Consider the following 26,416-nt stretch of genomic DNA (forward strand, 5'->3'; position numbering starts at 1 on the left):
AACTTGGCACTCGCCATCAAACGCCCACGCTTATCGGCTGTATATTTTTAAGGAACCAGAAGATCAGATTTCTCTTTTCTTCTTGACTCGCTGCAATCAGCGAAGCCTTGAATTCTAACAGAGTTTTTAAAGTCCTGTCAAACTTTGTGGTTATTCATCTTTCGACTTCCAACCACCCACCAACCTCAACCACCGCAATCTCTTGCAGCACCTCAGATCAGCGAAGCCTTGAATTCTACACCAGTTTTTAGCACCAGCGCAACTCTCAGCAAAACTTTTCTCTTCTACCGCCTTCGCCACCTGCTTCCACCGCAACCCCCTCAGGAATCACAGCAATCTCAGTAGCGAAGCCCGCTAGTATAGCAACAATTTCGCGCCGTGCAGGCATTTTTGCAAATCCAACCAACCAGAGATGCACAGCGTCTCCCTGGGTACGCCTTCCACTATCTATATCTATGGCTCTCATCTCCCTCCTAGACGCACAACTGGCCTTCGGGCATACCGCCCTGCTGGACCATGCCGACTTTTCCCTGGAGGCGGGCGAGCGCGTGGGGCTGATCGGCCGCAACGGGGCAGGCAAGTCATCCCTGCTCAAGATTCTCGGGGGGCTGGCGCATACGGATGATGGGGCCATGCATGTCCAGCAGGGCCTGCGGATCGCCTATGTGGCGCAGGAACCGCTGCTGGACGCGGGGCATACGGTGTTCGAGTCCACAGCCGCAGGGCTGGCGCACGTGGTCACGCTGCGGCAACGCTACGAGAGCGCTACCGGAGCCGACCTGGATACGCTGCAGACCGAGATCGAGGCCGTGGAGGGCTGGAACTGGGAGCGCAGGGTGGAGGAAACGATGCAGCGGCTGCACCTGGACCCCCAAGCCCGCGTGGGCGACCTGTCCGGTGGCCTGAAAAAGCGGGTCGCCCTGGCGCAGGCGCTTGTGACCCGGCCCGACGTATTACTCCTCGACGAGCCGACCAACCACCTCGATGTGGATTCCATCGAATGGCTGGAAGAGCTGCTGCTGGCATTTCCAGGCAGCGTGGTCACGATCACGCACGACCGCGCGTTCCTGGACCGCATTTCCACCCGGATCGTCGAACTCGACCGGGGTCGCCTGCTGTCTTTCCCGGGCAACTTCGGACAGTACGTGCAGCAGAAGGCCGAGCAGTTGGCGCAGGAGGCGGTGATCGCCGCCAAGGCCGACAAGCTGCTGGCCCAGGAAGAGATATGGGTACGCAAGGGCGTGGAAGCCCGTCGCACCCGGAGCCAGAGCCGCATCAGCCGGCTGGAAGCCCTGCGGACGAGCCGCGCGGCGCGCCGGGACGCGCTGGGAAGCGTCAGGATGGACATCGCGTCCGGATCCGCGTCCGGCTACCAGGGAAAGATCGTGGCCGAGCTGGCGCACGTGGCCAAGGCGTTCGGGGACAAAGCCATCGTGCAGGACTTTTCCGCCACGATCCTCCGCGGCGACAAGGTCGGGCTGGTCGGCCCCAACGGCGCCGGCAAGACGACCTTGCTGAAGCTGATCCTGGGCGAGCTAGCACCGGACAGCGGCACCATCCGCCGGGGCGCCCACCTGGAGGTCGCCTATTTCGACCAGATGCGCCACGCGCTGGATCTCGATGCGACGCTGGAAGATTTCATCAGCCCGGGCAGCGAGTGGATCGAGATCGGGAAGCAGCGCAAGCACGTCAAGAGCTACCTGTCGGACTTCCTCTTCTCGCCTGCACGGGCGCAGTCTCCCGTGAGGTCCCTGTCCGGGGGGGAACGCAACCGCCTGCTGCTGGCACGTCTTTTCGCACGGCCGGCCAATGTCCTCGTGCTGGACGAGCCCACCAATGACCTGGACATCGATACGCTGGATCTGCTGGAAGAATTGCTCCAGTCCTATGACGGTACGGTGTTCCTGGTCAGCCACGACCGGATGTTCCTCGACAACGTCGTCACCAGCACTATTGCCTATGAGGGCGATGCGCGATGGCGCGAATACGAAGGAGGCGTTCAGGATTGGCTGGTGCAGTCCCGGCGCAGCCGGGCCCTGGCCGGCGCCCCGGCGCGCCCTGCGGCGCAGGAACCGGTGGACAAGGAAGCGTCCGCCCCATCCCCCAAGCGCACAGCACCGGTAAAAAAGAAGCTCAGCTACAAGGAACAGCGGGAGCTGGAACTGCTTCCGGAGCGCATTGCGGCCCTCGAGGCTGAACAGAACGCCATCCGTGCAGAGCTGGCGGATGGCAGCCTGTATGTCCGCGACGGCGCGCAGGCCGCAGCGCTGCACACGCGGGAAGGAGAGATCGAGGACGAACTGATGGCAGCCCTCGAGCGCTGGACGCAGTTGTCCGAGCAGTAAAGGAAGGCCGCGGCGGCCGATACATCCCGCCGCTGCTGCCGCAGCGATGCCTCAGATGCGGTGGTGGAGGCGGTCCGTTGCCCCGCGCAGGCGGGTGATCAGCGCTGGCGCAATCTGGGTGAGGGGCAGGACCTCGTCGGCGGCTCCGTGCGCGATGGCCTCCCGGGGCATGCCGAAGACGATGCAGCTGGCCTCATCCTGCACGTAGTTGTAGCTGCCGGCATCCTTCATTTCGCGCATGGCGGCAGCACCGTCATTGCCCATGCCGGTGAGCATGACGCCGAACGCATTCTTGCCGACCACGGCGGCCGCGGACTTGAAGAGGACCTCCACCGACGGCTTGTGGCGGTTCACCGGAGGTCCATCGTCCACCACGGCCACGTAGTTGGCGCCGCTGCGGGCGACATGGAACTGCTTGCCGCCTGGCGCGATGTAGGCGTGGCCGGGCAGGATGCGCTCACCGTTCACCGCCTCCTTGACGGTGATCTGGCACAGGCCGTTGAGGCGGGCGGCGAAACTCGTCGTGAACCCGGGCGGCATGTGCTGCGTGATGACGATGGCGGGGGAGTCCGCCGGCATCTGCACGAGCACTTCGCGGATGGCTTCCGTCCCGCCCGTGGATGCGCCGATGCAGATGAGTTTTTCGGTGGAGAGACGCCCGAGCAGCGTCGCGGCCGGCGAGATGGGCGCGGCAGCACCGGGCTGGGCGGCCTTCTCGGCAGGGCGCGGCGCAGGGGCGCGGCGCACCTGGGCAACCGCGGCCACGCGGATCTTGTCCACGATCTGCGCCGCGAGTTCGTTGAGGCCGCTGGACAGTCCCACGCGCGGTTTGGCCACGAAATCGACGGCCCCCAGCTCCAGGGCCTTCATGGTGACTTCCGCCCCGCGCTCCGTGAGGGTGGAGATCATCACGACGGGCATGGGGCGCAAGCGCATCAGCCGGCCCAGGAAGTCGATGCCGTCCATGCGCGGCATTTCCACATCCAGCGTAATCACGTCGGGATTCATCTCGCGGATCATCTCCCGGGCGATGAGCGGATCGTTGGCCGTCCCGATGCACTCCATGTCGTGCTGCCGATTGATGATTTCCGACAGCAGACTGCGCACCAGCGCGGAATCGTCCACCACGATCACCCGGATCTTCCTACTCATTCCCTCTTGTCCTTCTCAATCAAAAAAGGTCCACCGACCCGCCGGCCGTGGCCTTGGCCACGGTGGCCGCATTGCCCTTGACGTCCTGCGCGACCAGGGCCTCCGGATGGGCGTGGGCCAGCCGCTTGACCATGGCCTTGCCCGTCACGGGGAAAAATACCACTTTCCGCGGGTAGATATCGAGCACGTCCTCGGAAACGATGGGAATTCGCTCCGTCTGCAGGTAATTCATCACGAAGGTGGTGTTCCGCTCTCCCACGTTCATGGTGGTGAAATTGTGCATGACCTGCCCGCCGCCGAAGACCTTGGCCTGCATGGTTTCCCTGCGCGCGCCCAGCTTCAGCATCTCGTTGATGAGCAATTCCATGGCATAGGACCCATAGCGGCCGGACACGTCGCTGGAGTCGCCGTCGGGCAGCATGAAGTGGTTCATCCCGCCGACGCGGCTGCGGCTGTCCCAGAGGCAGGCGGCGATGCAGGACCCGAGCACCGTCATGATCACGAGGTTCTCGTCCGACACGAAGTACTCGCCGGGCAGCACCTTGACGGCGTTGTGCTGGAAGTGGTGGTCGAAGAAGAAGAAGGATGCCTCGCCCGGACGGCGGGAGCGGGCCTTCAGTTCCTGCAGCGTCGATTGCTTGGCGGGCGCAGCCGCGGCCGAATAGATATCGGCGCTCAGGGGCGCGATGCGGGGAGCCCGGCGGCGGTCAGCCCCGTCGAGCGACGAGGGAGGGGACGAAGCACCAGACGCGGGAAGGGAGCCAGGGCGGTTTGGGGTCATGGAGGGCTTCTTGCGGAATGCGGCCTTTATCGGCGCTCATAGACGGTCTTGCCGCGCAAATTGAACAGATCACGGGATTCGCTGAAGTTTTCCGCGTGCCCGACGAACAGCATGCCTCCCGGCTTCAGCACACGGTGGATCTTCTCCAGGACCCTGCGCTGCGTGGGTGCATCGAAATAGATCATCACATTGCGGCAGAAGACCACGTCGAAGGGCTCGCGGAACGGCCAGTCGTCGCGGATCAGGTTGACGCTCATGAATTCGATGGCGCGCCGCAGCTCGGGCTTGACCCGCGCCAGGCCGGCGTTCGGGCCCTTGCCCCGCAGGAAGAACTTCTGGAGCCGTTCGGGGCTCAGGCCCTTCACGCTGTCCAGCCGGTACACGCCCTCGGATGCGGTGGCCAGGACGCGGGAATCGATATCGCTCGCCGTGAGTTTGAAGGGTGCATTGGCCCCCAGGGATTCGATCGCGGTCATCACGATCGAGTAGGGCTCTTCCCCCGTGGAGGCGGCATTGCACCAGACGCTCCAGGGCCCGGAGGGGCGGCTGCGCAGCAGGCCCGAAAGGATCTCGAAGTGGTGCTGCTCGCGGAAGAATGCGGTGAGGTTGGTCGTCAGTGCGTTGACGAACTCCTGCCACTCCGGCCCGTCGTGGTTTTCCAGCCAGCTCAGGTATTCGTGGAAGCTGGTATGCCCCGTTTCCCTCAGCCGCCGGGACAGGCGGCTGTAGACCATGGCGTGCTTGCCGTCGTGCAGGCTGATGCCTGCGCGCTGGTAGATGAGCGCCTGCACGCGGGAGAAATCCGCATTGGTCCAGACGAACTCCCGCCCCTGGGCCAGGGGGCCCGAGGACGGGGCGGCGCTGGACTCCGTGTCGCGCGGGGGGACGGAAGAAGAAGAGGTCTGGCGCATTGTTGGATTCGTTTCAGTTCCGCATCTCTGGCAACCGGCCGGTGCACCGGCGAAACGCCGCTCTTGTTCCGCGTTGGCTCAGGAAGGGCCTGTCTGCCTCGCCCTTCCGGCAGATCAATCGTGCGTGGATATGAGGCCCATGTCCGGATTGGACATGAGCTTCTCGATGTCGAGAAGGATGAGCATGCGCTCGCCCACGGAGCCGAGGCCCACGATGCAGTTGCTGTCGATGGAGCTTTCGATTTCCGGTGCCAGCCGGATCTGGTCGGACGTGAGCTCCATGACGTCGCTCACGGAATCGACCACGATCCCCACGACCCGGTTGCGCAGGTTCAGGATGATGACCACCGTGAAACTGTTGTATTCGGCCTTGGAGCAGTCGAACTTGAGCCGCATGTCCACGATGGGCACGATGGTGCCGCGCAGGTTCGTGACGCCCTTGATGAATTCGGGCGCGTTCGCGATGCGGGTAGGCGGCTCGTAGCCCCGGATTTCCTGGACCTTGAGGATGTCGATGCCGTACTCCTCCTGGTCGAGGCGGAACGTCAGGTATTCGCGGGCGCCTCCCACGGAAGCGCCAGCCGCTTCGTTCGTTTTTTCCATCACAGTCGCCATGAGTGGCTCTCCTTCAGTCTGCCCAGCGGCGTATCAATGGCGGACACGGCGGACCAGGGCCCCGGTGTCGAGGATCAGTGCCACAGTGCCGTCGCCCAGAATGGTGGCGCCCGACACGTTGGGCACCTTCCGGTAATTGGTCTCCAGGTTCTTCACCACGACCTGGTGCTGCCCCAGCAGCTCGTCCACCAGCAATGCAACGCGGCTGCCGTCCGCTTCGACGACCACCATGATGTTGCTGGACTTGCTCTGGTCGATGCGTGGCACCTGGAAGGTTTTCTCCAGGGCGATGACGGGCATGTACTCGTCGCGCACCTTGACCAGTTGCGAGCCCTGGGCCACCGTGTTGACGTCGTCGGGGTTGACCTGGAAGGACTCCACGACGGACGACAGCGGCAGGATGTAGACCTCTTCGCCGACGCCGACCGACATGCCGTCCATGATGGCCAGGGTGAGCGGCAGCCGGACCGAGACGCGCATGCCGTAGCCTTCGGCGGAATCGATCTCGACGGAACCGTTGAGCGCGGCGATGTTCTTCTTGACCACGTCCATGCCCACGCCGCGGCCGGACACGTCGGTGACCTCGTCGGCAGTGGAGAAGCCGGGCGCGAAGATGAGCCCCCAGACGTCCGCATCGCTCATCTGGTCGGAAACGTCCAGCCCGCGCTCGCGAGCCTTGCGCAGGATCTTCTCGCGCGACAGGCCGCGACCGTCGTCACGCACTTCGATGACGATGGAGCCGCCCTGGTGCGAAGCGGACAGCGTGATGGTGCCGTGCTCGGACTTGCCGGCAGCGAGGCGGTCCGCCGGCATTTCGATGCCGTGGTCGCAGCTGTTGCGCACCAGGTGGGTCAGTGGGTCGGTGATCTTCTCGACGAGGCTCTTGTCGAGCTCGGTCGCTTCGCCCAGGGTGACGAGATCGACCTTCTTGCCCAGCTTGTTGGCCAGGTCGCGCAGCATGCGCGGGAAACGGCTGAACACGATGGACATCGGAATCATGCGGATGGACATCACCGATTCCTGCAGATCCCGGGTGTTGCGGTCGAGGTCTGCCAGGCCCGCGAGCAGTTGCTGGTAGACCGCGCCATCGAGGCCCCGGCTGTTCTGCGCCAGCATGGCCTGGGTGATGACGAGTTCACCCACCAGGTTGATCAGTTGGTCCACCTTGTTCACGGCCACCCGGATGGTGGTGGACTCCATCTGCGCCTGGCTGGCTGCCTTGGTCTCCGCGGCGCGTCCGCCGGCAGCTGCCGGCCTCGAAACCGAGCTATCGGCGGCACCGCCGGCGGAGGCGCCTGCGGCGTCCGGACGCTCGCCGGGCATGCCGGGGGCGCCCGGGAAGAAACCGTAGGAGACCTCCAGCGCGCCGCCGGGGGCGGGCGGAGCGGCCGCCACGCCGGGGGCCTCTTCAGCAGGCTCGGGCTCGGCAGCACCGGCAACTGTGATGCGCACCTGCTCCTTCGAGACATGGAATGCGAACAGGTCGAGCAGGTCGTCGTCCGTGGAGGTGGTTTCCACGCCGAAAACGCGCACGCCTGGCTGGTCGGAAGGCAGGTCGCGGATGGTGCCCAGGCCGACGATGTCGCGGAACAGGTCCTTGATGGCGTCCGCTTGCTCGTTGCGCTCCACAGGGCCGATGCGGATTTCCAGCGAACGGGCCACGCCGGGGCCGGAGGGTGCGGGCATCGAAGAGGGAGCAGGCACGGGCGCCGGTGCCGGCGCGGCCTGCACGGGAGCCGGGGCGGGCGCAGGAGCCGGGGGCGGCGGCGTGGCGGGACCCGCAGCAGGCACGACGCCTGCGGCGAGTTCGCTGATGCGGCGCACGAGGTCGCCGGTGGACACGGCCTCGCCCTGGCCGCCCGCCTGGTGGCGGGCCAGCAGGCTGCGGGACGCGTCCGCGGACTCGAGCAGGACATCCACCATCTGCGGGATGGGCTGGAGCTCGTGCCTGCGCAGCCGGTCCAGCAAGGACTCCATCTGGTGGGTGAGTTCGGCGACATCGGAGAAGCCGAACGTCGCGGCACCCCCCTTGATGGAGTGCGCGCAGCGGAAGATGCCGTTGAGCTCTTCGTCGTTGGCTGCGCTCAGGTCCAGGTCCAGCAGCATGTGCTCCATCTGGTCCAGGTTCTCTCCAGCTTCCTCGAAAAAGATCTGATAGAACTGGCTGAGGTCGAAATCGCCGCCGGCGCCTTCTTGGTAATTTTCGGCCATGAATGGCTCCCTTGTGCTTGTGTATGACGCCGAGGCTCAGCGGATCACTTTCTGGATGACCTCGATCAGGCGGTTGGGATCGAAGGGTTTCACCAGCCAGCCCGTGGCGCCGGCATTGCGGCCGGCCTGCTTCATCTGGTCGCTGGACTCGGTGGTGAGGATCAGGATGGGGATGGTCTTGAATCGCGGATGCTCGCGCAGCTTGCGCGTGAGGCCGATGCCATCCAGGCGGGGCATGTTCTGGTCGGCGAGGACCAGCTGGATGTCATGGGTTTCCGCTTTCTCCAAGGCATCCTGGCCGTCAACGGCCTCCACCACGTGGTAGCCGGCACCCGTCAAAGTGAAGGACACCATCTTGCGCATGGAGGGCGAATCATCAACGGCGAGGATCGATTGCATTTAAGGCTCCAACTCACTTGAATATATAAGGTAACCAGACGGGGCAAGGTCAGAAGAGATCAATGGAACCGGCGTCCATCTCGCTTTGGGTGACCGGATTGGGACGGTCTGGTGCCATCTCGGCGAACGGTGCGGCCTCCTCGCCCTCTTCGGAGCCCATGGCTTCGGAGGCAAGCCTGAACGCGCAGCCCTGAAGCACCTTGGTGGTGTGCCAGATCAGCTGCGAGGCCATGTCCTGGAATTGCAGTTCGGTGACGGCGCTCCTCAAGGCGGTGCGCAGCGCGAGCAACTCCGGGGAGCCCTTGATCAACTCGTCCGACAGGGCCTGGTTGGCTTCGCCGAAGCGGGCCAGCAGATTGTCGGTCGCATGGCTGAGCAGGCCTTCGAGGCGGTGCAGGTCGCGCATGACGACGAGCAGGGAATCCTGAAGTTCCGCAGCCACCATGACGGGGAGCTGGACTCCTGGCTCATCGGGGCCTGTTAGCGTAGATTGCATGGTTTCTCCATGGCAGCAGGCGGCTCAAGGCACGCTAAATCCATTCCGGCAAACACGCTGGTGGCCACACCACCGGCAACGACGCACCGCCCGGTCGGCGAAGCGCTCCCGCAGGGCACAGACGGCGCGCCATGGTGCGTCGTTTGTTCCAATATGTATCCTATGATAGCGTTCATATGGTCTCAGGAGTAATGGTTAAACCCCTGCGCATCCTGCATCTCGAAGATTCCCCTGCGGACCATGCTTTGGCATGTATTACGTTGCGCCGCGCCAACGGGATGTATGAAATCCGCCACGCAGACACGATGGAGTCGTTCATGGCCTGGCTGGATGCGGAGCGATTCGATCTGGTCCTCGCCGACTACCGTCTCCCCGGTTTCACGGCGCTGGATGCGTGGCGCTGGGTGAGCGAACGCAGCGACGCCCCGCCCTTCGTGCTGCTGTCAGGCGCCATCGGCGAGGCCGCAGCCGTGGATGCGATGCGCCTGGGAATGGCGGACTACCTCCTGAAGGACGACATGGCCCGGCTGCCGCACGTGATCGGCCGCGCCATCGAAGTGCATGAAGCGCGCAGGGCGCGGGAGCAGGCGGTACGCGACCTTGCGGCGTCGGAAAGGCGGCTGGCGGAGCTGACCGAGCACTTGCAGATCTCCATCGAGCGGGAGCGTGCGGCGATCGCCCGCGAGATCCACGACGACATCGGAGGCTCCCTGACGGCAGTGCGATTCGACGTGGGCTGGATCGCCCGGCATTCCACGGAAGAGGCCGTGCGGGACCACGCCGGCAGCGCCACCGAGATGCTGCAGCATGCCATCGAGGCGAGCCAGCGCATCATGATGAATCTGCGCCCGCCCATCCTCGACCAGGGGCTGGTGGCCGCGGTGCAGTGGCTGGCCGAGAGCTTCGAGCGCCGCACCGGCATTCCCACCCGGCTGCATTCCAGCCGGGATACGATCGAGGTGCCCGGCGACGTGCAGCTGGTGGCCTACCGCACGGCGCAGGAGGCGTTGACCAATGTGTCGAAGTACGCCCAGGCCCGGCAGGTCACCATCGATCTCTCGGACAGCGAGCGCGTGCTGACGCTGGAGGTGACGGACGATGGCTGCGGCATGGAGCCCGCCACGCGCAACAAACCGAAGTCCTTCGGGCTCAAGGGCCTGCAGGAGCGGGCGAGAACGGTCGGAGGGTGGCTGGACATCAGCAGCCAGCCAGGGCGCGGCACCTCGGTCATCGTGTCGATCCCGCTGGAGCCACAGGCCGGCCAGGACGTAGCAGACCCGGGAGAAATGCCATGATCCATGTCGTGCTGTGCGACGACCATGCCGTGCTGCGGCGCGGCATCCGTGACACGCTCACCGAGGCGCCGGACATCCAGGTGACCGGAGAGGCAGGCGGCTATTCGGAATTGCGCGAGATCCTGCGCAAGGCGCCCTGCGACGTGCTGCTGCTGGACCTGAACATGCCGGGCCGCAGCGGGCTGGAGGTTCTGAGCAGCCTGAAGGAAACGGACTCGGCCATCAAGGTGCTCGTGGTGTCGATGTATCCCGAGGACCAGTACGCCCTGCGCTGCCTGCGGGCCGGGGCCCAGGGCTATGCCAACAAGGCGGGCGATCCCATGGAGCTGATCGAGGCCGTCCGCACCGTGATGAAGGGCCGCAAGTACCTGACGCCGGAGGTGGCGCAGATGCTCGCGGACAGCCTGGCGCAGCCCGCGCCCGAGCTGCCCCACGAGGCCCTGTCCGAACGCGAACTCCAGACGCTGGTGAAGATCGCGTCCGGCAAGCGCTTGTCCGATATTGCGGAAGAGCTCATGCTGAGCCCGAAGACCGTGAGCGTGTACCGCTCGCGCGTGCTGGAAAAGCTCAAGCTCAGCAACAACGCCGAACTGACGGTATACGCCATCCGCAACCAGCTGGTGTGAGGCTGCCGGCCGGTCACCGCTGAGATGCGAAGAGGTCGATGGATTGCTGCATGAGGGTGAGCACCGGCTGCTCGAGCATGGGCAGCGTGGCGGCGATGCCCAGCAGCCCGACGGTCAGGGTCACCGGAAACCCCACCGCGTAGATGTTCATCTGCGGCGCCACACGGGAGATGACGCCCAGGGCCAGGTTGACGAATGTCAGCAGCGCGATCATGGGCAGGGCGATCCAGAGTGCGCTGGAGAACAGCGAAGCGCCGAGCTCGTGCAGGCGCATCTGGCCGATCGACTGCAGGAAATTGCCATCCACGGGAAAGCTGTCGAAGCTTTTCACCACGGCCATGAGCACCATGAGATGGCCATTGATGACCACGAAGAGCAGCATGGCCATGTGGCCGAAGAAGCGACCTACCGCACTGACCTGCCCGCTGGTGGAGGGATCGAAGAAGGACGCGAAATTGAGCCCCATCTGCAGGCCGACGACCTCGCCCGCCAGCTCGACCGCGGAGAAGACCAGCCGCACCGCGAAGCCGACCGACATGCCGACCGCCACCTGCTGGGCGACCGCGCCGAGCGCTCCGCGGCCGTTGACGCTGATGACGGGCTGGTCGGGCAGCACCGCCTGCGCGCACACGGCCACCAGGAACGCCAGGCCGATCTTGGCCCGGACGGGAATGCTGCGCATCGAGAACACCGGTGCGACCATGAAGACGGCCAGCACCCGCAGGAACGGCCACAGCACCGGCGAGAGCCAGGCCATGATCTGCGCCTCGGAGAAGGTGATCACGCCGCGCTCAGGTGACGACGGACGGGATGGATTCGATGGTGCGCCGGATGTAGTCCACGAGGGAGGTGATCATCCACGGCCCCGCGATCGCGAACACGACCATGGCGGCGATGAGCTTGGGCACGAAGGCGAGCGTGGCCTCCTGGATCTGGGTGACGGCCTGGAAGATGCTGACGAGCAGCCCGATCACCATGACCGCGCCGAGCACCGGCATGGACACCATGAGCAGCAGCGTGAGCGCGTCGCGCCCCATCGTCAGGACCATTTGGGAGGTCATGGGAATTCCTTCTCGTTGGCGTCAGGTCACGAAGCTGGCGGCCAGGGAGCCTAGCAGCAGGTTCCATCCGTCCGCCAGCACGAACAGCATCAGCTTGAACGGCAACGCCACCAGCACCGGGGACAGCATCATCATGCCCAGTGACATGAGGATGCTGGAAACCACCATGTCGATGACCAGGAACGGGATGAAGATCATGAACCCGATCTGGAAGGCCGACTTGAGCTCGCTGGTGACGAAGGCAGGCACGAGCACGCGCATGGGCGCGGTCTCCGCCGTGGCCCCGGACGGCAGCTTCGCGAGCCGGGCGAACAGGGCGAAATCCGACTGGCGGGTCTGCTTGAGCATGAAGGAACGCATGGGCGCCTCCGCGCGCTCGACGGCCTGCTCGAAGGTGATCGTGTTGTTGCTGTAGGGCAGGTAGGCGTCCGCATAGACGCGGTCGAACGTGGGGCCCATGACGAAGAACGTCAGGAACAGCGACAGGCCGATGATGACCTGGTTCGGCGGCGCGGACTGCGTGCCGATCGCCTGGCGGATCAGCGACAGCACGATGACGATGCGGGTGAAGCCGGTCATCATGAGCAGCAGGGCCGGCAGGAAGGACAGTGCCGTGAAGAACAGCAGGGTCTGGATGGGCACCGAATAGCTGGCCCCGCCCGCGCCGGAGCCGATGAGGACCGGCAGGCTGCCGCCGCCGGCGGCCTGCGCCCAGGCGGAGGCAGGGACCAGCGCCGCGCAGGCGAGCGCACCCGCCACGGCCAGGCCGCCATGCCGCGGCCGGTTCGCGCCGGAGCCCATTGCCTCAGCCATGCGCAGCGGGCGCATCCTGGCGCCGGGTAGCCGATGCCATCTCGCCAGCGAAGGACGTGGGCGATGGCACGTGGGCCAGGGGCGAAGGCACCGCGGCCGAGGGATGGATCACGTGCAGGCACTGGACCTGCTGTGCCGTGACGCCCAGCACCAGCCAGACGCGCTGGTGTTCCGGGCCGACCTCCACCGTCACCACCCGCTGCTGGGGCCCGACCGGCACGGCGGAAAGCACCTTGGCCGCCGCGCCCATGCCGGAACCCGCAGCGCCGGCCTGGCGTTGCTGCAGGCGCCGGATGAGCCAGGGCAGCAGCGCCACCACGGCGATGAACAGGACGACGATGACCAGGGTCTGCGCCATGCCGGCGCCCGACGCGGCGTTATCCACGGCTCACGCGGCGCAGCCGCTCCGAAGGCGTGACCACGTCGGTCAGCCGGATGCCGAACTTGTCGTTGACCACCACGACCTCGCCCTGGGCGATCAGGTAGCCGTTGACCAGCACGTCCATGGGCTCGCCGGCCAGGGCATCGAGCTCGACGACGGACCCTTGAGCCAGCTGCAGGATGTACTTGATGGGCACCTTGGTACGGCCCAGCTCCACCGACAGCTGGACGGGGATGTCCAGCACCATGTTGATGTCGTTGACCGGCGCCTCGTTGCTCGAGGAGAAGGGGCGCACGGGGTCGCCCGCGAGGGGGCCACCCTGGTCCGTGGGCGGCGACTCGTCGGAGCTCTTCTGCTCCTCCAGCGCTTCGGCCCAGCCGGCGAACGGATCGTCCGCCGCGCTCTTGCCGTCGTTGTCGTTGTTGTCGCCTTCAGTTGACATTCTTTTCTCCCAGCCAGTTCACATCGGGGTTGCGCAGGCACTCCTCGATGCGGATGGCGTACTTGGAATTGTGCGTGCCGTACTGGCACTCGAAGATGGGCACGCCCCCGATCGACGCCTGGATGCGCGGCTCGCGGTCGAGTTCGATGAAGTCGCCGGGCTTCATGGCCAGCAACTGCTCGACGGTGGCATCCGCGCGGGCCAGTTCGGCCACGAGGGTGACCTCGGCCGCCTGGATCTCGCGGGTCAGCACGCGCACCCAGCGGCGATCGACTTCGATCGAATCGCCCTGCGTCGAGGAATAGAGCACGTCGCGGATCGGCTCCAGCGTCGCGTAGGGCATGCAGATGTGGATGGCACCCGACAGGTCGCCGATCTCGAGCTGGAAGGCGGTGGACACCACGATCTCGCTCGGGGTGGCGATGTTCGCGAACTGCGGCTGCATCTCGGAACGCTGGTACTCCAGCTCCAGCGGGTAGATGCCGTGCCAGGCCTTCTTGTATTCGGCGCAGATCACATCGACCAGCCGGTTGATGACGCGCTGCTCCGTGGGGGAGAAGTCGCGCCCCTCGATCCGCGTCTGGAATTTTCCGACGCCGCCATACAGCGTGTCGATGATGCCGAACACCAGCGAGGGCTCGCAGACGATCAGGCCGCTGCCGCGCAGGGGGCGGATGGCCACGATGTTGAAGTTCGTGGGCACCGCCAGTTCGCGCAGGAAGGCGCTGTAGCGCTGCACGGACACCGTGCCGACCGAGATTTCCGGGCTGCGACGGATGAAGTTGAACAGGCCGATGCGGAAGTTGCGGGCAAACCGTTCGTTGACGATTTCCATGGTCGGCATGCGACCACGGACGATGCGCTCCTGGCTGGAGATGTCGTAGTTGCGGATGGCGCCGGTGTCCGCGGCCTCTTCGACGGACTTCTGGCTTTCACCCGTGACGCCTTCCAGCAGGGCGTCGACTTCTTCCTGGGAAAGGAATGACTCGCTCATGGGAAATCTCCTGCCGGCTCACTGGATGATGAAACTGGAGAAAAGCACCTGTCGCACGGGATTGTTGTCGGCCTTCGGGCGCGGTGCCTCTTCGCCGTCGTCTTCCTCGTCGCTGGCGGGCCGCTTGCGCGGCTTGGGCACGGTGTAGCCCAGGGGTTTGGACACCTCGCGGCGGATGTCCACGGCCAGCTTTTCCTTGCCGTCGCGGCTGAGGAGTTCCTGGGAGGTGCGCTGCGACACCAGCATCAGGATCGCGCTGCGGATGCTGGGCAGGTACTGCTTGACCTGGTCGGACGTCTTGGCATCCGCCAGCTCCAGCGTGATGCCGATCTGGGCGAACCGCTCGCCGCCGGTGTCGGCCAGGTTCACCACCATGTTCTCGATCGGCAGGAAGGTGGGCGGCACCTTTTCCTTGTGCTCGGCCTGCGCGGCCTTGGCATGGCCGCCGCCGCCCTCCTCGTCCTCGTCGCCATGGCTGCGCTTGGAGAGGAGGAACCAGGCTGCGCCACCGCCGGCCAGCACCAGCACCGCGACGATGGCGATGATGAGGACCAGCTTCTTGCTTTTCGGCTTGGCGGCAGCTGCGGCAGGAGGGTTGGCAGACACGTTGGGTTTCCTTGCGCAACGGATTCGGTGGGGGAGGGACTGGCCGGGGCCGGGTGCCCTGGAAGGCTTTCCCGCACTCCATCGAGCGCAGACCTTCCGCTAGGGGCCATTATTGGGTACCGGCGCGGCGGATAATAGCCAGAATAGCGGCGGAAAGGCCCTCTTTCCAGTGGTTGCGCAAGCCCTCCCCGGACTCCCGCCCGCGCTCAGGCGAAGACGTCCAGGGCACGGTCCGGACGGGATGCGGGCCGGGGGTTGTCTGCCCCCCCTTGCGTGCCCCCTCCGGCAGCCTGCACGCGGCCGATGCGCGCGCCGCCCTCGCCGCGCCCGGAAGGACGCCCCGAGGCATCGCCCCCCGCACCCGCGCCGGACTGTCCGATGGACACGCCCGCGAGTTCCAGGCCTTCTCCGCGCAGCAGTTCACGCAGCTGGGCAACGCTGGTGTCCAGCATGTCCCGGGTCTGGGACTGGTCGCTGCGGAATGCGACATGGGCTTCGTTGCCCGTGAGCGACACGGACACCTCGACCGGCTGGCCGTCCCGGTCGATCGTGAGTTCTGCATTCTGGGTCTTCTGGTGCACCCAGTAGGCCACCTGTTCGGCGATCTGGTCTTCCATGGGAACCTGCGAGGGATCCGCCACGCCGGCCGCCCCGTCCCCGGCCGCACCCGCGACAAAGGAACCTGGAGCCTGCGCTCCATCCGGAGATGCCGGCACCGCGGTCCGTTCCATGCCGGGAGAGGCCGGTGCCGCATCCGCCCGCCCGCCTGCCTGCCGGGCCAGGTCCTGCAGGGCGCCGCCGACGGCGGAGGCGGTCGCCATGGAGGATTCGCCGCCACGTGCGGCAGCCTGCAGTCCGCTGGCGGTGCCCGCGTCGCGGCGGTCCGATTGCGCCGCAGCCCCCGCCGATGCGGAGGACGCGGAAGCCACGGCCTGCGCCAGGGCGTGCGCGCCGGGAAGATCGCCGTCCTTGCCTCCCAGGACCGGGACGACCAGGCCGCCACCCGCACCCGCCGAATCGAGTGCAGGACTGGCCGCGCCGCCCATGGCGGCGTGCCCGGACCGCGCCATCCCGCCCCGGGACGCAGCGAAGGCCTTTCCGGCCGCATTGGCGGCGGACCCGGAAACATCGGCAGCGCCATCGATGAGCGCCGTCTGCCCCACCAGGCTGCTCGCGTCCATCAGCCCCGCAGGGCGGAGCCCCTGCGCCAGGGAGCCTCCCGCCCCGCCGCCCAGGGTGCCCGCCGTGGCAGGCCAGGCCCCGGCCGTGCCGCCCGGCACCATGCCTTGCAGCGCCATGGCCAGCGGATCCATGCCGGGCAGGCCCGGTGCGCCTGCGGCATTGCCCGTCGTGCCACCGGATGGGAGTGCGTCGCCAGCCAGCGCGCCACCGGCCAGGGCGGCGCCCAGGCCGGTGTCAGCACCCGGCAGCGCACCGGCTCCGGCATCGGTACCGTCCAGCCCGGCCCCGAGCGATGCCAGCAGCATCGAAAAACCGCCCTGCCCGCTGGTGGCATCGGTGCCGGCATCCGCGGCCGTCGCATTGCCTGTCTTGCCTGCGCCCCGGGCGCCCCTGGACTCGTGCGCTGCGTGGGCCGAAGACGGCGCACGGGCCGTGCGGTTCTGGATGTCGTTGCTCATGTCGTCTGCTCCTCTGGCCCGCCAGGGCCCTGCCCCGCACCCGGGGCCTTGCCGAACCGCAGCGCGGCGCGCTCGTCCGTCTGTTTTTGATCCCGCCGCGCTTCGGCCTGGGCGATGTCGTGGCGCCGGCGCTCCACGACCTTGCGCAGCGCCGCGACGCGCAGTTCGGCCTGCAGCAGGGCCTGGCCCGCGGCACGCACGCGGCCTTCCTGCTCGCCGATCACGCTGCTCTGCACGCCCATGGCATGCCCGAGGCGGTCCATGAACTGGTAGTGGTGGTACATGACTTCCGGCTTGACCGTGGCGTCGGCGCGCATGCCCCAGCGCCCTTCCGTCTCGTGCGCGTACCCCTGCAGTTGCTGCAGCTGCGCCTCGGAGGCGATCCGGGCGCGCTGGAGATCCTGCAGGGCCTGGCGCGCCGCGTCGCGCTGGCGCTCCGCCATCTCGACGGCGACCAGGAATGCGTTGAGGGAGGCCATGGCGTTGCCGCTCCTTCGGTCAGGCCTGCGGGCCCAGTACGGCCGCCATGGCATGCAGGCTGTCCTGCATGGGCGCGGCCTCGAACATGTCCTGCTGCAGGAATGCAGCCATTGCCGGCTGCAGGCGGATTGCCTCGTCCAGCGCCGGGTCGGAGCCGCTGATGTAGGCGCCGACCTGGATCAGGTCGCGGCTCTTCTGGTAGCGCGAGTACACGGCACGGAACCGGCGCGCGAGGTCGAAATGCTCGCGCGAAGCCACGTTGTGCATGACCCGCGACGCGGACTGCTCGATGTCGATCGCCGGGAAATGCCCGGTCTCCGCCAGTGCGCGGGACAGCACGATGTGGCCGTCGAGGATGGCCCGGGCCGAGTCGGCGATGGGGTCCTGCTGGTCGTCCCCCTCGGACAGGACGGTATAGAAGGCAGTGATGGAGCCCACGCCGTGCAGTCCGTTGCCGCTGCGCTCGACCAGCGCCGGCAGCTTGGCGAAGCAGCTCGGCGGATAGCCCTTGGTGGCCGGCGGCTCGCCGATGGCGAGCGCGATCTCGCGCTGGGCCATGGCATAGCGGGTGAGCGAATCCATGAGCAGCAGCACGTGCTTGCCCTTGTCCCGGAAGTGCTCGGCGATGGCCGTAGCGTAGGCAGCGCCCTGCATGCGCAGCAGCGGGGGCGCATCGGCCGGCGCGGCGACCACCACGGCGCGCTCGCGGTCCTGCTCGCCCAGGATGTCCTCGACGAACTCCTTGACCTCGCGCCCCCGCTCGCCGATGAGCCCCACGACGATGACATCGGCCTGCGTATAGCGGGCCATCATGCCGAGCAGCACGCTCTTGCCCACGCCGGACCCGGCGAAAAGCCCCAGGCGCTGCCCGCGGCCCACCGAGAGCAGTGCATTGATCGCCCGCACGCCGGTGTCCAGCATCTCGCGCACGGGGTCGCGGTCCATGGCGTTGATCTGGCGCCGGTCCATGGGCTCGGAGGAAACATCCTGCACCGGCCCGCCATGGTCGAGCGGCAAGCCCTGCGAGTCCACGACGCGGCCCAGCAGGCCGTCGCCCATGGGCAGGCGCAGGATGCCCGCGGCCGTCGATGGGCGCGTGGAATCGCCCAGGCGGGGCACGGGAACATAGGGCGCGGCCGGTACCACGCTCGCGCCGCTGGACAGGCCGTGGATGTCGCCCGCAGGCATGAGGAAGGCCCGGTCGCCCGAGAAGCCGACGACCTCCGCCAGCACCGCCTCATGGCCGGGCATCTGCACCAGGCATTGGGATCCCACGGGGACACGGATGCCCGCAGCCTCCAGGACGAGCCCGGTCAGGCGCGTCAGGGTTCCGCGGGTTTCGAGCGCCGTACCCTCGGCCAGCCGCTCGCGCGCACCGGACAGGAACGCATCCCAGGGCGAATCCTGCACTTGCGTCCCGGGTGCGGTGGCGCTGTCAGCCATGGCCCGGCTCCTCGATCTTCCAGGCCGACGACAGCCCCAGGGCCGCGATGGCGCGGCGCCAGCGCCTGTCGAGCGAGCCGTCCACCACCGTGCCTGCGGATTCGACCAGGCAATCGCCTTCGCCCACGGAGGCATCCGGCACCCACTGGATCTTCGCCCCTGCGTACTCCGTGGTGAGCGGCTGCTCCAGGAACGACCAGTCGGCCGGATGGAGGCGCACCGTGGCCGGCCGCCCCTCGGCCACCAGCATGCCCAGCGCCTCGCGTACCACGGGCAGCAGGGCCTGCGGCCCGCTGGACAGCTCCTGCCGCACGACCTGGCGGGCGATGTCACAGGCCAGTTCCAGGATCTCCTGTGCCATGCGCTGCTGCAGGTCGGTCAGCCCGGCGTCGGCCGCAAGCACCAGCCGCTCCAGCCGCGCGGCCGTCTCCCGGCCCTGTCCGCCGATGTAGTCGTCCATGCGCTGCTGCCACGCCAGGGCGGTTTCGTCCTCGCCCTGGGCCTTGCCCTGCGCGAAGGCTTCCTCGCGCGCGGCCTCGACCGCAGCCTGGTGGGTGGCCTCGTCGATGCCCGGAGGCGGCAGTTCGGCGGCCTCGGGCTCCGCCTCCACCGGCGCAACCAGGTCGGAGCCATCCACCGCGCCGAAATGCCATTGCGTCACATCGGCGATTTCCTCGCTCGGGATGAAGCGTGTGTAGGCGCCGCGGGGACTATACGAATGCGTCATCGCCGCCGCCTCCGATCACGATCTGGCCTTCGTCGGACAGCCGACGCACGGTCTTGAGGATTTCCTTCTGCTGCGCCTCGACCTCCGAAAGCCGCATGGGGCCCCTCGACTCCAGGTCTTCGCGCATGGCTTCCGCGGCGCGCGAGGACATGTTGGAGAGGAATTTCTCGCGCAGTTCCGGCTGGGCACCCTTGAGCGCGACCACCAGGGTCTCCGAAGCCACTTCGCGCAGCACGGTCTGGATGGCGCGGTCGTCGAGCTTGTTGACGTCGTCGAAGACGAACATCTTGTCCATGATCTTCTGGGCCAGGTCGGGGTCGTAGCCGCGGATCGACTCCAGCACCACCGTGTCCATGTTGGAGCCCAGCAGGTTGATGATTTCCGCGGCCGCCTTGACGCCGCCCAGGGAGCTCTTGCGGATCTTGTCGCCGCCGGCGAGCACCTTGAAGAGCACTTCGTTGAGGTCCTTGAGCGCCGTGGGCTGGATACCCTCCAGCGTGGCCACGCGCAGCAGCACCTCGCCGCGCTGGCGATCCGACAGTTGCATGAGCACCGCGGCGGACTGCTCGGGATCCAGGTGCACCAGGATGGCCGCGACGATCTGCGGGTGCTCGTTGCGCAGCAGCTCCGCCACGGAGAGCGGATCCATCCACTTCAGGCTCTCGATGCCCGAGACGTCGCCGCCCTGCAGAATCCGGTCGATCAGCAGCGCGGCCTTGTCGTCGCCCAGTGCGCGCTTGAGCACGGCGCGCACATAGTTGCTGGTGTCGGACACGAGCAGGCTCTGCGCGGCGGCGTCGTTGGAAAAGCGGTTGATGACGCCATCCACCTTGTCCTTGGAGACGGAGCGCATGCGGGCGATGGTCTCGCCGAGCTTCTGCACCTCCTTGGGAGACAGGTGCTTGAACACCTCGGCGGCTTCCTCCTCGCCGAGGGACATCAGCAGGATCGCCGCGTCGTTCAGGCCTTGCTCATCCATGGAAAGTCACCGGTCGGTAGGGAAAGGGGTGGGAGGGAGTGCTCATCGGCGCCATCATCGACGGATGGCGGCCGCGTTTCAAGACTCGCCGTTTACCCACACCTTGAGAATGTTGGCGACGGCCATGGGATTTTCCTTGGCCAGGACACGCGCCTCCTCCAGGCGCATCTGCTCGGGGGTCTGGATCAGGTCTTCCGGCTTGGTGGGTGCGGCCAGGGCCGGGCGCTCGGGCTCGTCGGCCTCGATCGCATCCACCTGGCGGCCCGCGGCCACCGCCGCAGCGGGCGCCGGCGGCTGGTTCATGCCCTTGATCGCCGGCCGCACCAGCCCCAGGAGGATGAGCGCGGCGAAGAGCGACATGCCCACCGGCCAGCCCAGGCTCTTGGCCAGCTCGATCATTTCGGGCTGCTTCCAGAGCGGCAGCTCGACCGCCGGCGTGTTGTCCACGAGGAACTGGGTGTTCATGATGTTCACCGAGTCGCCGCGATCCTTGTTGTACCCGATGGTTTCGCGCACCAGGGCCGTCATCTGCTCGATCTGCTCGGGCGTGAAGGCCTTGGCCTGCGGAGCCTTGCCCGCCGCTTCCGCGATGGCCTGGTAGTTCACGACCACGGCGGCGCTGACGCGCTTGATCGCGCCGCTGCCGGCCCGGGTGACGCGTACCGTCTTGTCCACCTCGTAGTTGGTGATGGATTCACGCTTGGACCCGGCAGCCTGGCCCTGCTGGCCATTGCCTGCCGTGGGCGCCGGGTTGGCGCCGTTGATGGGGGCGGTGGACGGCTGGGGCGGCTGGTTGCTGGCGGCACCCGGCACGCCGGCCGGGGGCTGGTTGCCCTGCGTGCCGCCGGAGCTTTCCACCACCTGCTGGCTGCGCACGGCGCTGCTGTCGGGCGTCTGGTTGGGACGGTGCTGCTCGGACGTCTGCTCCGATTGCGAGAAATCCACCTCGGCCGTCACCTGGGCCTTGACGTTGTTCTTGCCGACCACCGGCTCCAGGATGTCCAGGATGCGGCGGGTGTACTGCTGCTCGATCTGCTGCACGTAGGACAGTTGCTGGGCGTCTATGGCGCCGCTGCTGCCGGCGGCCGTGTCGGGCGACTGCGAGAGCAGTTTGCCGGTATCGTCGAGCACGCTGACGGCGGAAGGCGACATCTCGGGGACGCTGGAAGCCACCAGGTGCACGATGCCGGCCAGCTGGGTGCGGTCGAGGAAGCGGCCAGGATAGAGGCTCAGCAGCACGGAAGCGGAAGGCTTCTGCTGCTCGCGGAAAAAACCGTTCTGGTTGGGAAGCGCCAGGTGGACGCGGGCGCTCTGCACGGACGACAGCGCCTGGATGGAGCGCGTCAGTTCGCCCTCGAGACCGCGCTGGAAGTTCAGCCGCTCCTGGAACTGCGTCACGCCGAAGCGGTTGGTTTCCATGAGTTCGAACCCGGTCACCGACCCCTTGGGCAGGCCCTGGGTGGCGAGGCGCAGGCGCACGTCGTGCACGCGTTCGGCCGGCACCAGGATGGCGCCGCCTCCCTCCGAGTACTTGTAGGGAACGTTCATGGTGGACAGCTGGGCCACGATGGCACCGCCGTCCTTGTCGCTCAGGTTGGAGAACAGCACCTTGTAATCCGGCTGGCGGTTGAGCACCACCGCGGCAACCACCGCGGCCACCAGCAGCGCGATGCCCGCGCCGAAGCGCAGGCGCTTGGAGCGGTCCAGCGCGGAGAAACGCTGGAGCACGGACGGCGCGCTGGAGCTGGCGGGGGGAGCGACGGGGATTTCGGCGACTGCGGACATGGTGCTTTCCAAGGGGACCGCCACGGCACACGGGATCTGGCGTGCCGCGATTATTGGCTGCCGGCCTCCCACCCGGCAGCCGGATAAGGCGCCCGTTTTCCCAGCTATTCCCCAGGATGCGCCGCGCGCCGGGCCCTAGGATTGCACCATCCCCCGCAACCCTTTCCCCCGCCCGCCATGGACCTCCGCATCTCCAGCTCCACCGCTCCCCTGACGGGCGCCGGCCTGGCGCGCCGTGCCACGGCCGCGCCGGAAGCCGCAGCCGGCCAGGAAGTCGGCTTCTCCACGGCGCTCAAGGGCGCACTCCAGTCCGTCAGCGCCGCCCAGAACCGGGCCACCGGTCTGCAGCAGGAAGTGCAGATGGAAAACCCGGCCGTGAGCCTGGAAGAAACCATGATCGCCATCCAGAAGGCCCAGGTGGGGTTCCAGGCGACCCTTCACGTGCGCAACCGGATGGTGCAGGCCTACACGGACATCATGAACATGCAGGTCTGACCTCTGGTACGGCGCCACCGGGCGCTGTTTGCCGGTCAACGGGGCCCCTGTCAAGGGGCCTTTTCGTCGTTACAACGCTCCCCTGAAGCAAAACGCCCCGCTCCCTGTACAGGAGCGAGGCATTTGTGCATCCGGCGCCGCAGGAAGGCGACACGCGTGGCCCGCGGCATGGCGGGCACACTGGAGGTCAGTGCATGATCATCGGCTGGCGCTCGAACAGGTGTTCGAACTGCGCGAGCCAGGGTTCGGCCAGGCAGCGGATCTCGGCATCGTTGCGCAGGATGCGCTGCATGATGCGCGTCTTCTCGCGGCGGTGCTCCGGCAGCAGTTGCTGGTCCTGGGACTTGAAGCGCAGCTGCTCGATCAGGACGGCACAGGCGCCTTCGCAGCGCACGACCTCGTCCCAGTCCTTGAGCTTGGCGGCTTCCAGCATCCGCGCGCTGCTGTCTTCGATGGCCTTGTAGTAGTCAATCAGCATGTCGTTCATATGTCAGGCCTCCGCCACCACGGGGTGGGCCACGTCGTTGGCAGCCGCCGTAGCCACGGCCACCTTCTTGATCTCGTTCCACCCCTGGGCTATCGGCTCGATCAGGCGCGCGACTTCTTCCAGCATTGCATCGTCGTTCTTGGCATTCGCCTGGATCAGGCGGCGCAGGCTGTAGTCGTACACCGCTTCCAGGTTGCTCGCCAGCACACCGCCCTCATCGCGATCGAGGGCCGTGCTCAACCCCTCCTCCAGAATGCGCACCGCCTTGGAGATGGCTGCGCACTTGGTCGCCACGTCGCCTCGCGCCAGGGCACCACGCGCCGTGGCGATGGAATTCAACACCCCAGCGTACAAGAGGCTGACCAGCTGGTGCTGGTCAATGGTGTGCATGCTCGTTTCAACATTGATGCGCTGGTAGGCGTTGGCACGGGACTGGTAGGCGGTGAACATGGCGGCGCTCCTCGGAATTTGTTATTCAATTTATCGGCGTTCCGCCACAAAACTGAAGCCCCTTATTCAGAGCCTTTTATTCCAGGCGACCACCTGCTGCTGGATGTAGCTGTTGAGCTGGTTGATGTTGGACATCTTGGTGTCGAGCGCCGTGTAGCGTGCAGTGAGGTTCTTCTCCACCTCGCTGGCACGATCGGTGACCCGCTCGATGTCGGCGGCATTGCGCTTGAGCACATCCTTGTACGACTGATCCTTGCTGGCGAAGAAGCCATCGGAACCCAGCAGCTTGGAGGTGACGGCCTGGAACTTGCCGGCAAAGCCGTCCGTGACGCTGCCGCCGTCGGCGCCGCGGAAGAAGGCCTTCACGTCATCGGGGCTCTGCATGGCCTTGTCGAACTTGGTGGAGTCCAGGGTCAGGCTGCCGTCGGGCGACAGGTTGCCAGCCCCCCCGGCGGAGACCACCCCCACATCGGACAACGCGCGGAATGCACCGGACTGGTTGATCGACTGCAACGTCATCCTCAAGGTGTTCTGCAGCGTCACCGCACTCGAATCGCCCTGCAGCAGCCCGGCCGTCTTCGTGTCCTTGTCGTACTTCGTGGCGTCGTTCAACGCGCTGTTGACGGCGTTGTAGGCCGTGATGAAAGCCTGGACGTTGGCCTTGACGGCGGAGTTGTCCTTGGAGACCGTGATGGACACGTCTGTCGTGGTGGGCTTGACCGCCGTGAACGTCACGCCCGCCACCGCGTTCGCAAAGACGTTGGTGCCCGACGTCACGGCCACGCCATTGACCGTGGCATTGGCATTCTGCGCATACTCGGTCGAACCGGAGAGCACGCGGGACAGGCCGGAGGAGTCGCTGTTGCTGCCGTCCGCATCGGTCACGCCGAGTTGGTAGCCCGCGCTTTCTCCGGTGGTCTTGCTGCGCAACATCAGGCGCTGCCCCGAGGCATCGGTCAGCACCGTCGCGGAGACACCGGCCTTGGAGCCGTTGATCTTGCTGGCCACATCCTCGAGCGTATCGGTCGCGCTGACGTCGATGTTGACCGCCGGGTCCTGGCCCGCGGCAAAGCTCTTGGGGCTGCCGCTCCAGGTGCCCGTGGTGAGCGTGAGCGTGCCGGCGCCCACCGGGCTCTTGGCGGGCGTCAACGCATCGGAAATGGACGACTGGGCCTTGGCCAGGTTCTGCACCTGCACGTTGAACGACGTTGCCGCCGCCCCCCCCACCGCCGACACGGTCACAAAATCGGTGCTGGACGACGTGGCAGCCACGCCGTTCCATCCGGTGACGCTGGTCAGCTTGCCGGCGGCATCCGACAACGTGGACACCAGCGACTTGAGCTGGCCGAAGGCAGATACCTTCGCATTGGTCACGGCCGCCTGCTGGTTCAGGCCGTTGGTCCGGGTGATGGGAAGCTTGACGGCATCCACGGCAGCCTTGATGAGGTCATTGACATTGACGTTCCCACCCAGGCCGATGCCCAACGAAGAAAAGCTCGGCATATATCACCTCCGTTCAGTCGATGCGTGCGTTGTATCGACGGAAATTATCCCGTCCCGGTGACACCGCATCGCGCCGATAAGCACAGGATAACCTACCTAATCCACCGCTTGCAGCCCGCTCACGCCACCAGCGGCAAAGCGGCAGCGACCGAAATCGCTGCCGCCCGAATGCAGCGGGGCCGCCTGGCCCCGCCTTCAGCCCTGCGACATCAACGCAGCAGGGACAGCACGCCCTGGGGCAGCTGGTTGGCCTGGGCCACCATCGCCGTGCCGGCCTGCTGCAGGATCTGCGAGCGCGACAGGTTGGCGGTTTCGGCCGCGAAGTCCGCGTCCTGGATGCGGCTGCGCGAGGCGGACATGTTCTCGGACGTGCTCTGCAGGTTGTTCACCGTCGTCTCGAACCGGGACTGGAGTGCACCGAAGCTCGCTCGCTGGCCATTGACGGCCGAGAGTGCGGCGTCGATGATCTTCAGGGCCTTGGTCGATCCGTCCACGGTGGACACGTCGATGTCGCTCACCTTGGTCAGCGTGGAGCTGGTGGCCGCGGTGGTCGTCATGGTGCCGCCCGTGCCGCTCACGGTGTAGCCCTTGTCGGACTTGTATTCCACCGTGCCGCGCGAGGCCACGGTGGCACCGGTGCCCGCCGCCGTGGCGGTGGTGAACGTCAGCGTGCCCGAAGACTGCGTCGTCGCGGCATCCTGCGAAGCCAGCGTGATGCCCGCGGCGCTGCTGGCGCCGTTGGCGACATTGATGTCATTGCCCGATTCGTTGGTCAGGATCAGGCCGGAGGAATCGCTGTTGAGCTTGGCGGTGACGCCGGTCTGCGAGGACACGTCGTTGAAGGCCTTCACGGCTTCGGCCAGGCCGGCGGCCGTGCTGGTGGCCGAGACGTTGAACGTCACGTTGGCCGCGGTGGAGTTGTCGCCCTTGACAGCCAGGGTGAAGGAGCCGGTGCCGGAGAACTTCAGTTCCGAGACGTTGCGGGCCGAGGCCGTCACGCCGGTGGAATCGGCCACGGCGTTGACGGCGGAGGCGATGTCGGCGGCCGTGCCGGAGGCGGCGACGTTGACGGTCTTGGTCTGCAGGCCGGCGATCACCACCGTGCCGGCGGCGGCGCCTGCCGAGCCGGCCGACGCGCCGGAGGTAGCCGCGCCGGAGGCCGAGGCCGTCAGCTGGGCGCCATAGTTGATGGTACGGAAATTGCCCGTGGTGGCCGTGATGGTCTGGTTGGCGTTGGCGCCGACCTGGAAGGTGGCCGAGCCGAAGGAGCCGTCCAGCAGCTTCTGGCCGTTGAATTC

At 66.7% G+C, this 26,416-nt stretch carries 28 protein-coding genes; 4 read left to right on the forward strand and 24 right to left on the reverse strand.

Annotated elements, in window-relative coordinates; all coding sequences use genetic code 11:
• Positions 1-455: 455 nt before the first annotated feature.
• A complete protein-coding gene (locus T336_RS0121215; RefSeq protein ID WP_026434031.1) occupies positions 456-2,345 on the forward strand; it encodes an ATP-binding cassette domain-containing protein in 1,890 nt (629 codons plus the stop codon).
• A gap of 51 nt (positions 2,346-2,396) precedes the next feature.
• On the opposite strand, the gene T336_RS0121220 is transcribed toward T336_RS0121215, so the two are convergent.
• The 7 genes from T336_RS0121220 to T336_RS0121250 form a co-directional block, all read right to left on the reverse strand.
• Positions 2,397-3,497: a protein-glutamate methylesterase/protein-glutamine glutaminase gene (locus tag T336_RS0121220; protein ID WP_019701703.1), complete on the reverse strand. Its 1,101-nt coding sequence runs from the start codon at positions 3,495-3,497 to the stop codon at positions 2,397-2,399.
• Positions 3,498-3,516: 19 nt separating this feature from the next.
• Positions 3,517-4,278 (reverse strand): chemoreceptor glutamine deamidase CheD, encoded by a 762-nt coding sequence (cheD, locus tag T336_RS0121225; RefSeq protein ID WP_019701704.1) that lies wholly within the window; start codon positions 4,276-4,278, stop codon positions 3,517-3,519.
• 26 nt (positions 4,279-4,304) lie between these two features.
• Entirely contained in the window at positions 4,305-5,189 is an 885-nt protein-coding gene (locus T336_RS0121230) for a CheR family methyltransferase (RefSeq protein WP_013596629.1), read from the reverse strand.
• A gap of 114 nt (positions 5,190-5,303) precedes the next feature.
• On the reverse strand, positions 5,304-5,804 hold the full coding sequence (locus T336_RS0121235; protein WP_013596630.1) for a chemotaxis protein CheW: 501 nt from the start codon (positions 5,802-5,804) through the stop codon (positions 5,304-5,306).
• 33 nt (positions 5,805-5,837) lie between these two features.
• Complete coding sequence (locus tag T336_RS0121240; RefSeq protein WP_026434033.1) at positions 5,838-8,015, reverse strand: chemotaxis protein CheW; 2,178 nt, start codon at positions 8,013-8,015, stop codon at positions 5,838-5,840.
• A 36-nt stretch (positions 8,016-8,051) separates the two neighbouring features.
• Positions 8,052-8,414: a response regulator gene (locus T336_RS0121245; protein ID WP_011797390.1), complete on the reverse strand. Its 363-nt coding sequence runs from the start codon at positions 8,412-8,414 to the stop codon at positions 8,052-8,054.
• Positions 8,415-8,463: 49 nt separating this feature from the next.
• On the reverse strand, positions 8,464-8,910 hold the full coding sequence (locus T336_RS0121250; RefSeq protein ID WP_011797391.1) for a hypothetical protein: 447 nt from the start codon (positions 8,908-8,910) through the stop codon (positions 8,464-8,466).
• Between the two features lie 191 nt (positions 8,911-9,101).
• Here T336_RS0121250 and T336_RS0121255 point away from each other — a divergent pair, with 191 nt between their 5' ends.
• Both T336_RS0121255 and T336_RS0121260 read left to right on the forward strand, forming a co-directional pair.
• On the forward strand, positions 9,102-10,205 hold the full coding sequence (locus T336_RS0121255; protein ID WP_035226820.1) for a hybrid sensor histidine kinase/response regulator: 1,104 nt from the start codon (positions 9,102-9,104) through the stop codon (positions 10,203-10,205).
• Positions 10,202-10,831, forward strand: a complete 630-nt coding sequence (locus tag T336_RS0121260) for a response regulator (RefSeq protein WP_011797393.1) — start codon at positions 10,202-10,204, stop codon at positions 10,829-10,831. Before T336_RS0121255 ends, T336_RS0121260 begins: the two co-directional genes overlap by 4 nt.
• Before the next feature lie 13 nt (positions 10,832-10,844).
• Here T336_RS0121260 and fliR read toward each other — a convergent pair whose 3' ends face one another.
• The 13 genes from fliR to fliF all read right to left on the reverse strand — a co-directional run bounded on the left by fliR (position 10,845) and on the right by fliF (position 22,183).
• Positions 10,845-11,615 (reverse strand): flagellar biosynthetic protein FliR, encoded by a 771-nt coding sequence (gene fliR / locus T336_RS0121265; RefSeq protein ID WP_019701707.1) that lies wholly within the window; start codon positions 11,613-11,615, stop codon positions 10,845-10,847.
• A gap of 7 nt (positions 11,616-11,622) precedes the next feature.
• The gene (gene fliQ, locus T336_RS0121270; RefSeq protein ID WP_026434035.1) at positions 11,623-11,892 is read right to left on the reverse strand and encodes a flagellar biosynthesis protein FliQ; all 270 of its coding nucleotides are present in this window, start codon (positions 11,890-11,892) and stop codon (positions 11,623-11,625) included.
• A 21-nt stretch (positions 11,893-11,913) separates the two neighbouring features.
• Entirely contained in the window at positions 11,914-12,705 is a 792-nt protein-coding gene (gene fliP, locus T336_RS0121275) for a flagellar type III secretion system pore protein FliP (RefSeq protein ID WP_237711427.1), read from the reverse strand.
• Positions 12,698-13,063 (reverse strand): FliO/MopB family protein, encoded by a 366-nt coding sequence (locus tag T336_RS0121280; protein ID WP_020424878.1) that lies wholly within the window; start codon positions 13,061-13,063, stop codon positions 12,698-12,700. The genes fliP and T336_RS0121280 overlap by 8 nt, the downstream gene beginning before the upstream one ends.
• Before the next feature lie 19 nt (positions 13,064-13,082).
• Positions 13,083-13,529 (reverse strand): flagellar motor switch protein FliN, encoded by a 447-nt coding sequence (gene fliN, locus T336_RS0121285; RefSeq protein WP_019701711.1) that lies wholly within the window; start codon positions 13,527-13,529, stop codon positions 13,083-13,085.
• Positions 13,519-14,523 (reverse strand): flagellar motor switch protein FliM, encoded by a 1,005-nt coding sequence (fliM, locus tag T336_RS0121290; protein ID WP_013596638.1) that lies wholly within the window; start codon positions 14,521-14,523, stop codon positions 13,519-13,521. The genes fliN and fliM overlap by 11 nt, the downstream gene beginning before the upstream one ends.
• A gap of 18 nt (positions 14,524-14,541) precedes the next feature.
• On the reverse strand, positions 14,542-15,129 hold the full coding sequence (locus T336_RS0121295) for a flagellar basal body-associated FliL family protein (protein WP_026434036.1): 588 nt from the start codon (positions 15,127-15,129) through the stop codon (positions 14,542-14,544).
• A gap of 206 nt (positions 15,130-15,335) precedes the next feature.
• Positions 15,336-16,769, reverse strand: a complete 1,434-nt coding sequence (locus tag T336_RS0121300; protein ID WP_026434037.1) for a flagellar hook-length control protein FliK — start codon at positions 16,767-16,769, stop codon at positions 15,336-15,338.
• Complete coding sequence (fliJ, locus tag T336_RS0121305; RefSeq protein ID WP_019701714.1) at positions 16,766-17,248, reverse strand: flagellar export protein FliJ; 483 nt, start codon at positions 17,246-17,248, stop codon at positions 16,766-16,768. The genes T336_RS0121300 and fliJ overlap by 4 nt, the downstream gene beginning before the upstream one ends.
• A 19-nt stretch (positions 17,249-17,267) precedes the next feature.
• The gene (fliI, locus tag T336_RS0121310; RefSeq protein ID WP_026434038.1) at positions 17,268-18,692 is read right to left on the reverse strand and encodes a flagellar protein export ATPase FliI; all 1,425 of its coding nucleotides are present in this window, start codon (positions 18,690-18,692) and stop codon (positions 17,268-17,270) included.
• The gene (locus T336_RS0121315; RefSeq protein ID WP_019701716.1) at positions 18,685-19,419 is read right to left on the reverse strand and encodes a FliH/SctL family protein; all 735 of its coding nucleotides are present in this window, start codon (positions 19,417-19,419) and stop codon (positions 18,685-18,687) included. Before T336_RS0121315 ends, fliI begins: the two co-directional genes overlap by 8 nt.
• Positions 19,403-20,398 (reverse strand): flagellar motor switch protein FliG, encoded by a 996-nt coding sequence (gene fliG, locus T336_RS0121320; protein WP_013596644.1) that lies wholly within the window; start codon positions 20,396-20,398, stop codon positions 19,403-19,405. Before fliG ends, T336_RS0121315 begins: the two co-directional genes overlap by 17 nt.
• Before the next feature lie 78 nt (positions 20,399-20,476).
• On the reverse strand, positions 20,477-22,183 hold the full coding sequence (gene fliF, locus T336_RS0121325; protein WP_026434039.1) for a flagellar basal-body MS-ring/collar protein FliF: 1,707 nt from the start codon (positions 22,181-22,183) through the stop codon (positions 20,477-20,479).
• 177 nt (positions 22,184-22,360) lie between these two features.
• Here fliF and fliE point away from each other — a divergent pair, with 177 nt between their 5' ends.
• Positions 22,361-22,678, forward strand: a complete 318-nt coding sequence (gene fliE / locus T336_RS0121330) for a flagellar hook-basal body complex protein FliE (protein WP_019701718.1) — start codon at positions 22,361-22,363, stop codon at positions 22,676-22,678.
• A 187-nt stretch (positions 22,679-22,865) separates the two neighbouring features.
• On the opposite strand, the gene T336_RS0121335 is transcribed toward fliE, so the two are convergent.
• From T336_RS0121335 to T336_RS0121350, 4 genes are all read right to left on the reverse strand, one after another.
• Complete coding sequence (locus T336_RS0121335; RefSeq protein ID WP_013596647.1) at positions 22,866-23,165, reverse strand: flagellar protein FliT; 300 nt, start codon at positions 23,163-23,165, stop codon at positions 22,866-22,868.
• Between the two features lie 3 nt (positions 23,166-23,168).
• Positions 23,169-23,615, reverse strand: coding sequence for a flagellar export chaperone FliS (fliS, locus tag T336_RS0121340; RefSeq protein WP_019701719.1), 447 nt, complete (start codon positions 23,613-23,615; stop codon positions 23,169-23,171).
• Between the two features lie 66 nt (positions 23,616-23,681).
• Entirely contained in the window at positions 23,682-25,118 is a 1,437-nt protein-coding gene (gene fliD, locus T336_RS0121345; RefSeq protein WP_026434040.1) for a flagellar filament capping protein FliD, read from the reverse strand.
• Positions 25,119-25,327: 209 nt separating this feature from the next.
• On the reverse strand, positions 25,328-26,416 hold a 1,089-nt coding region (locus T336_RS0121350), incomplete at its 5' end, for a flagellin (protein ID WP_026434041.1).

This window comes from Paracidovorax oryzae ATCC 19882 (assembly GCF_000687165.1).
Classification (GTDB): domain Bacteria; phylum Pseudomonadota; class Gammaproteobacteria; order Burkholderiales; family Burkholderiaceae_C; genus Paracidovorax; species Paracidovorax oryzae.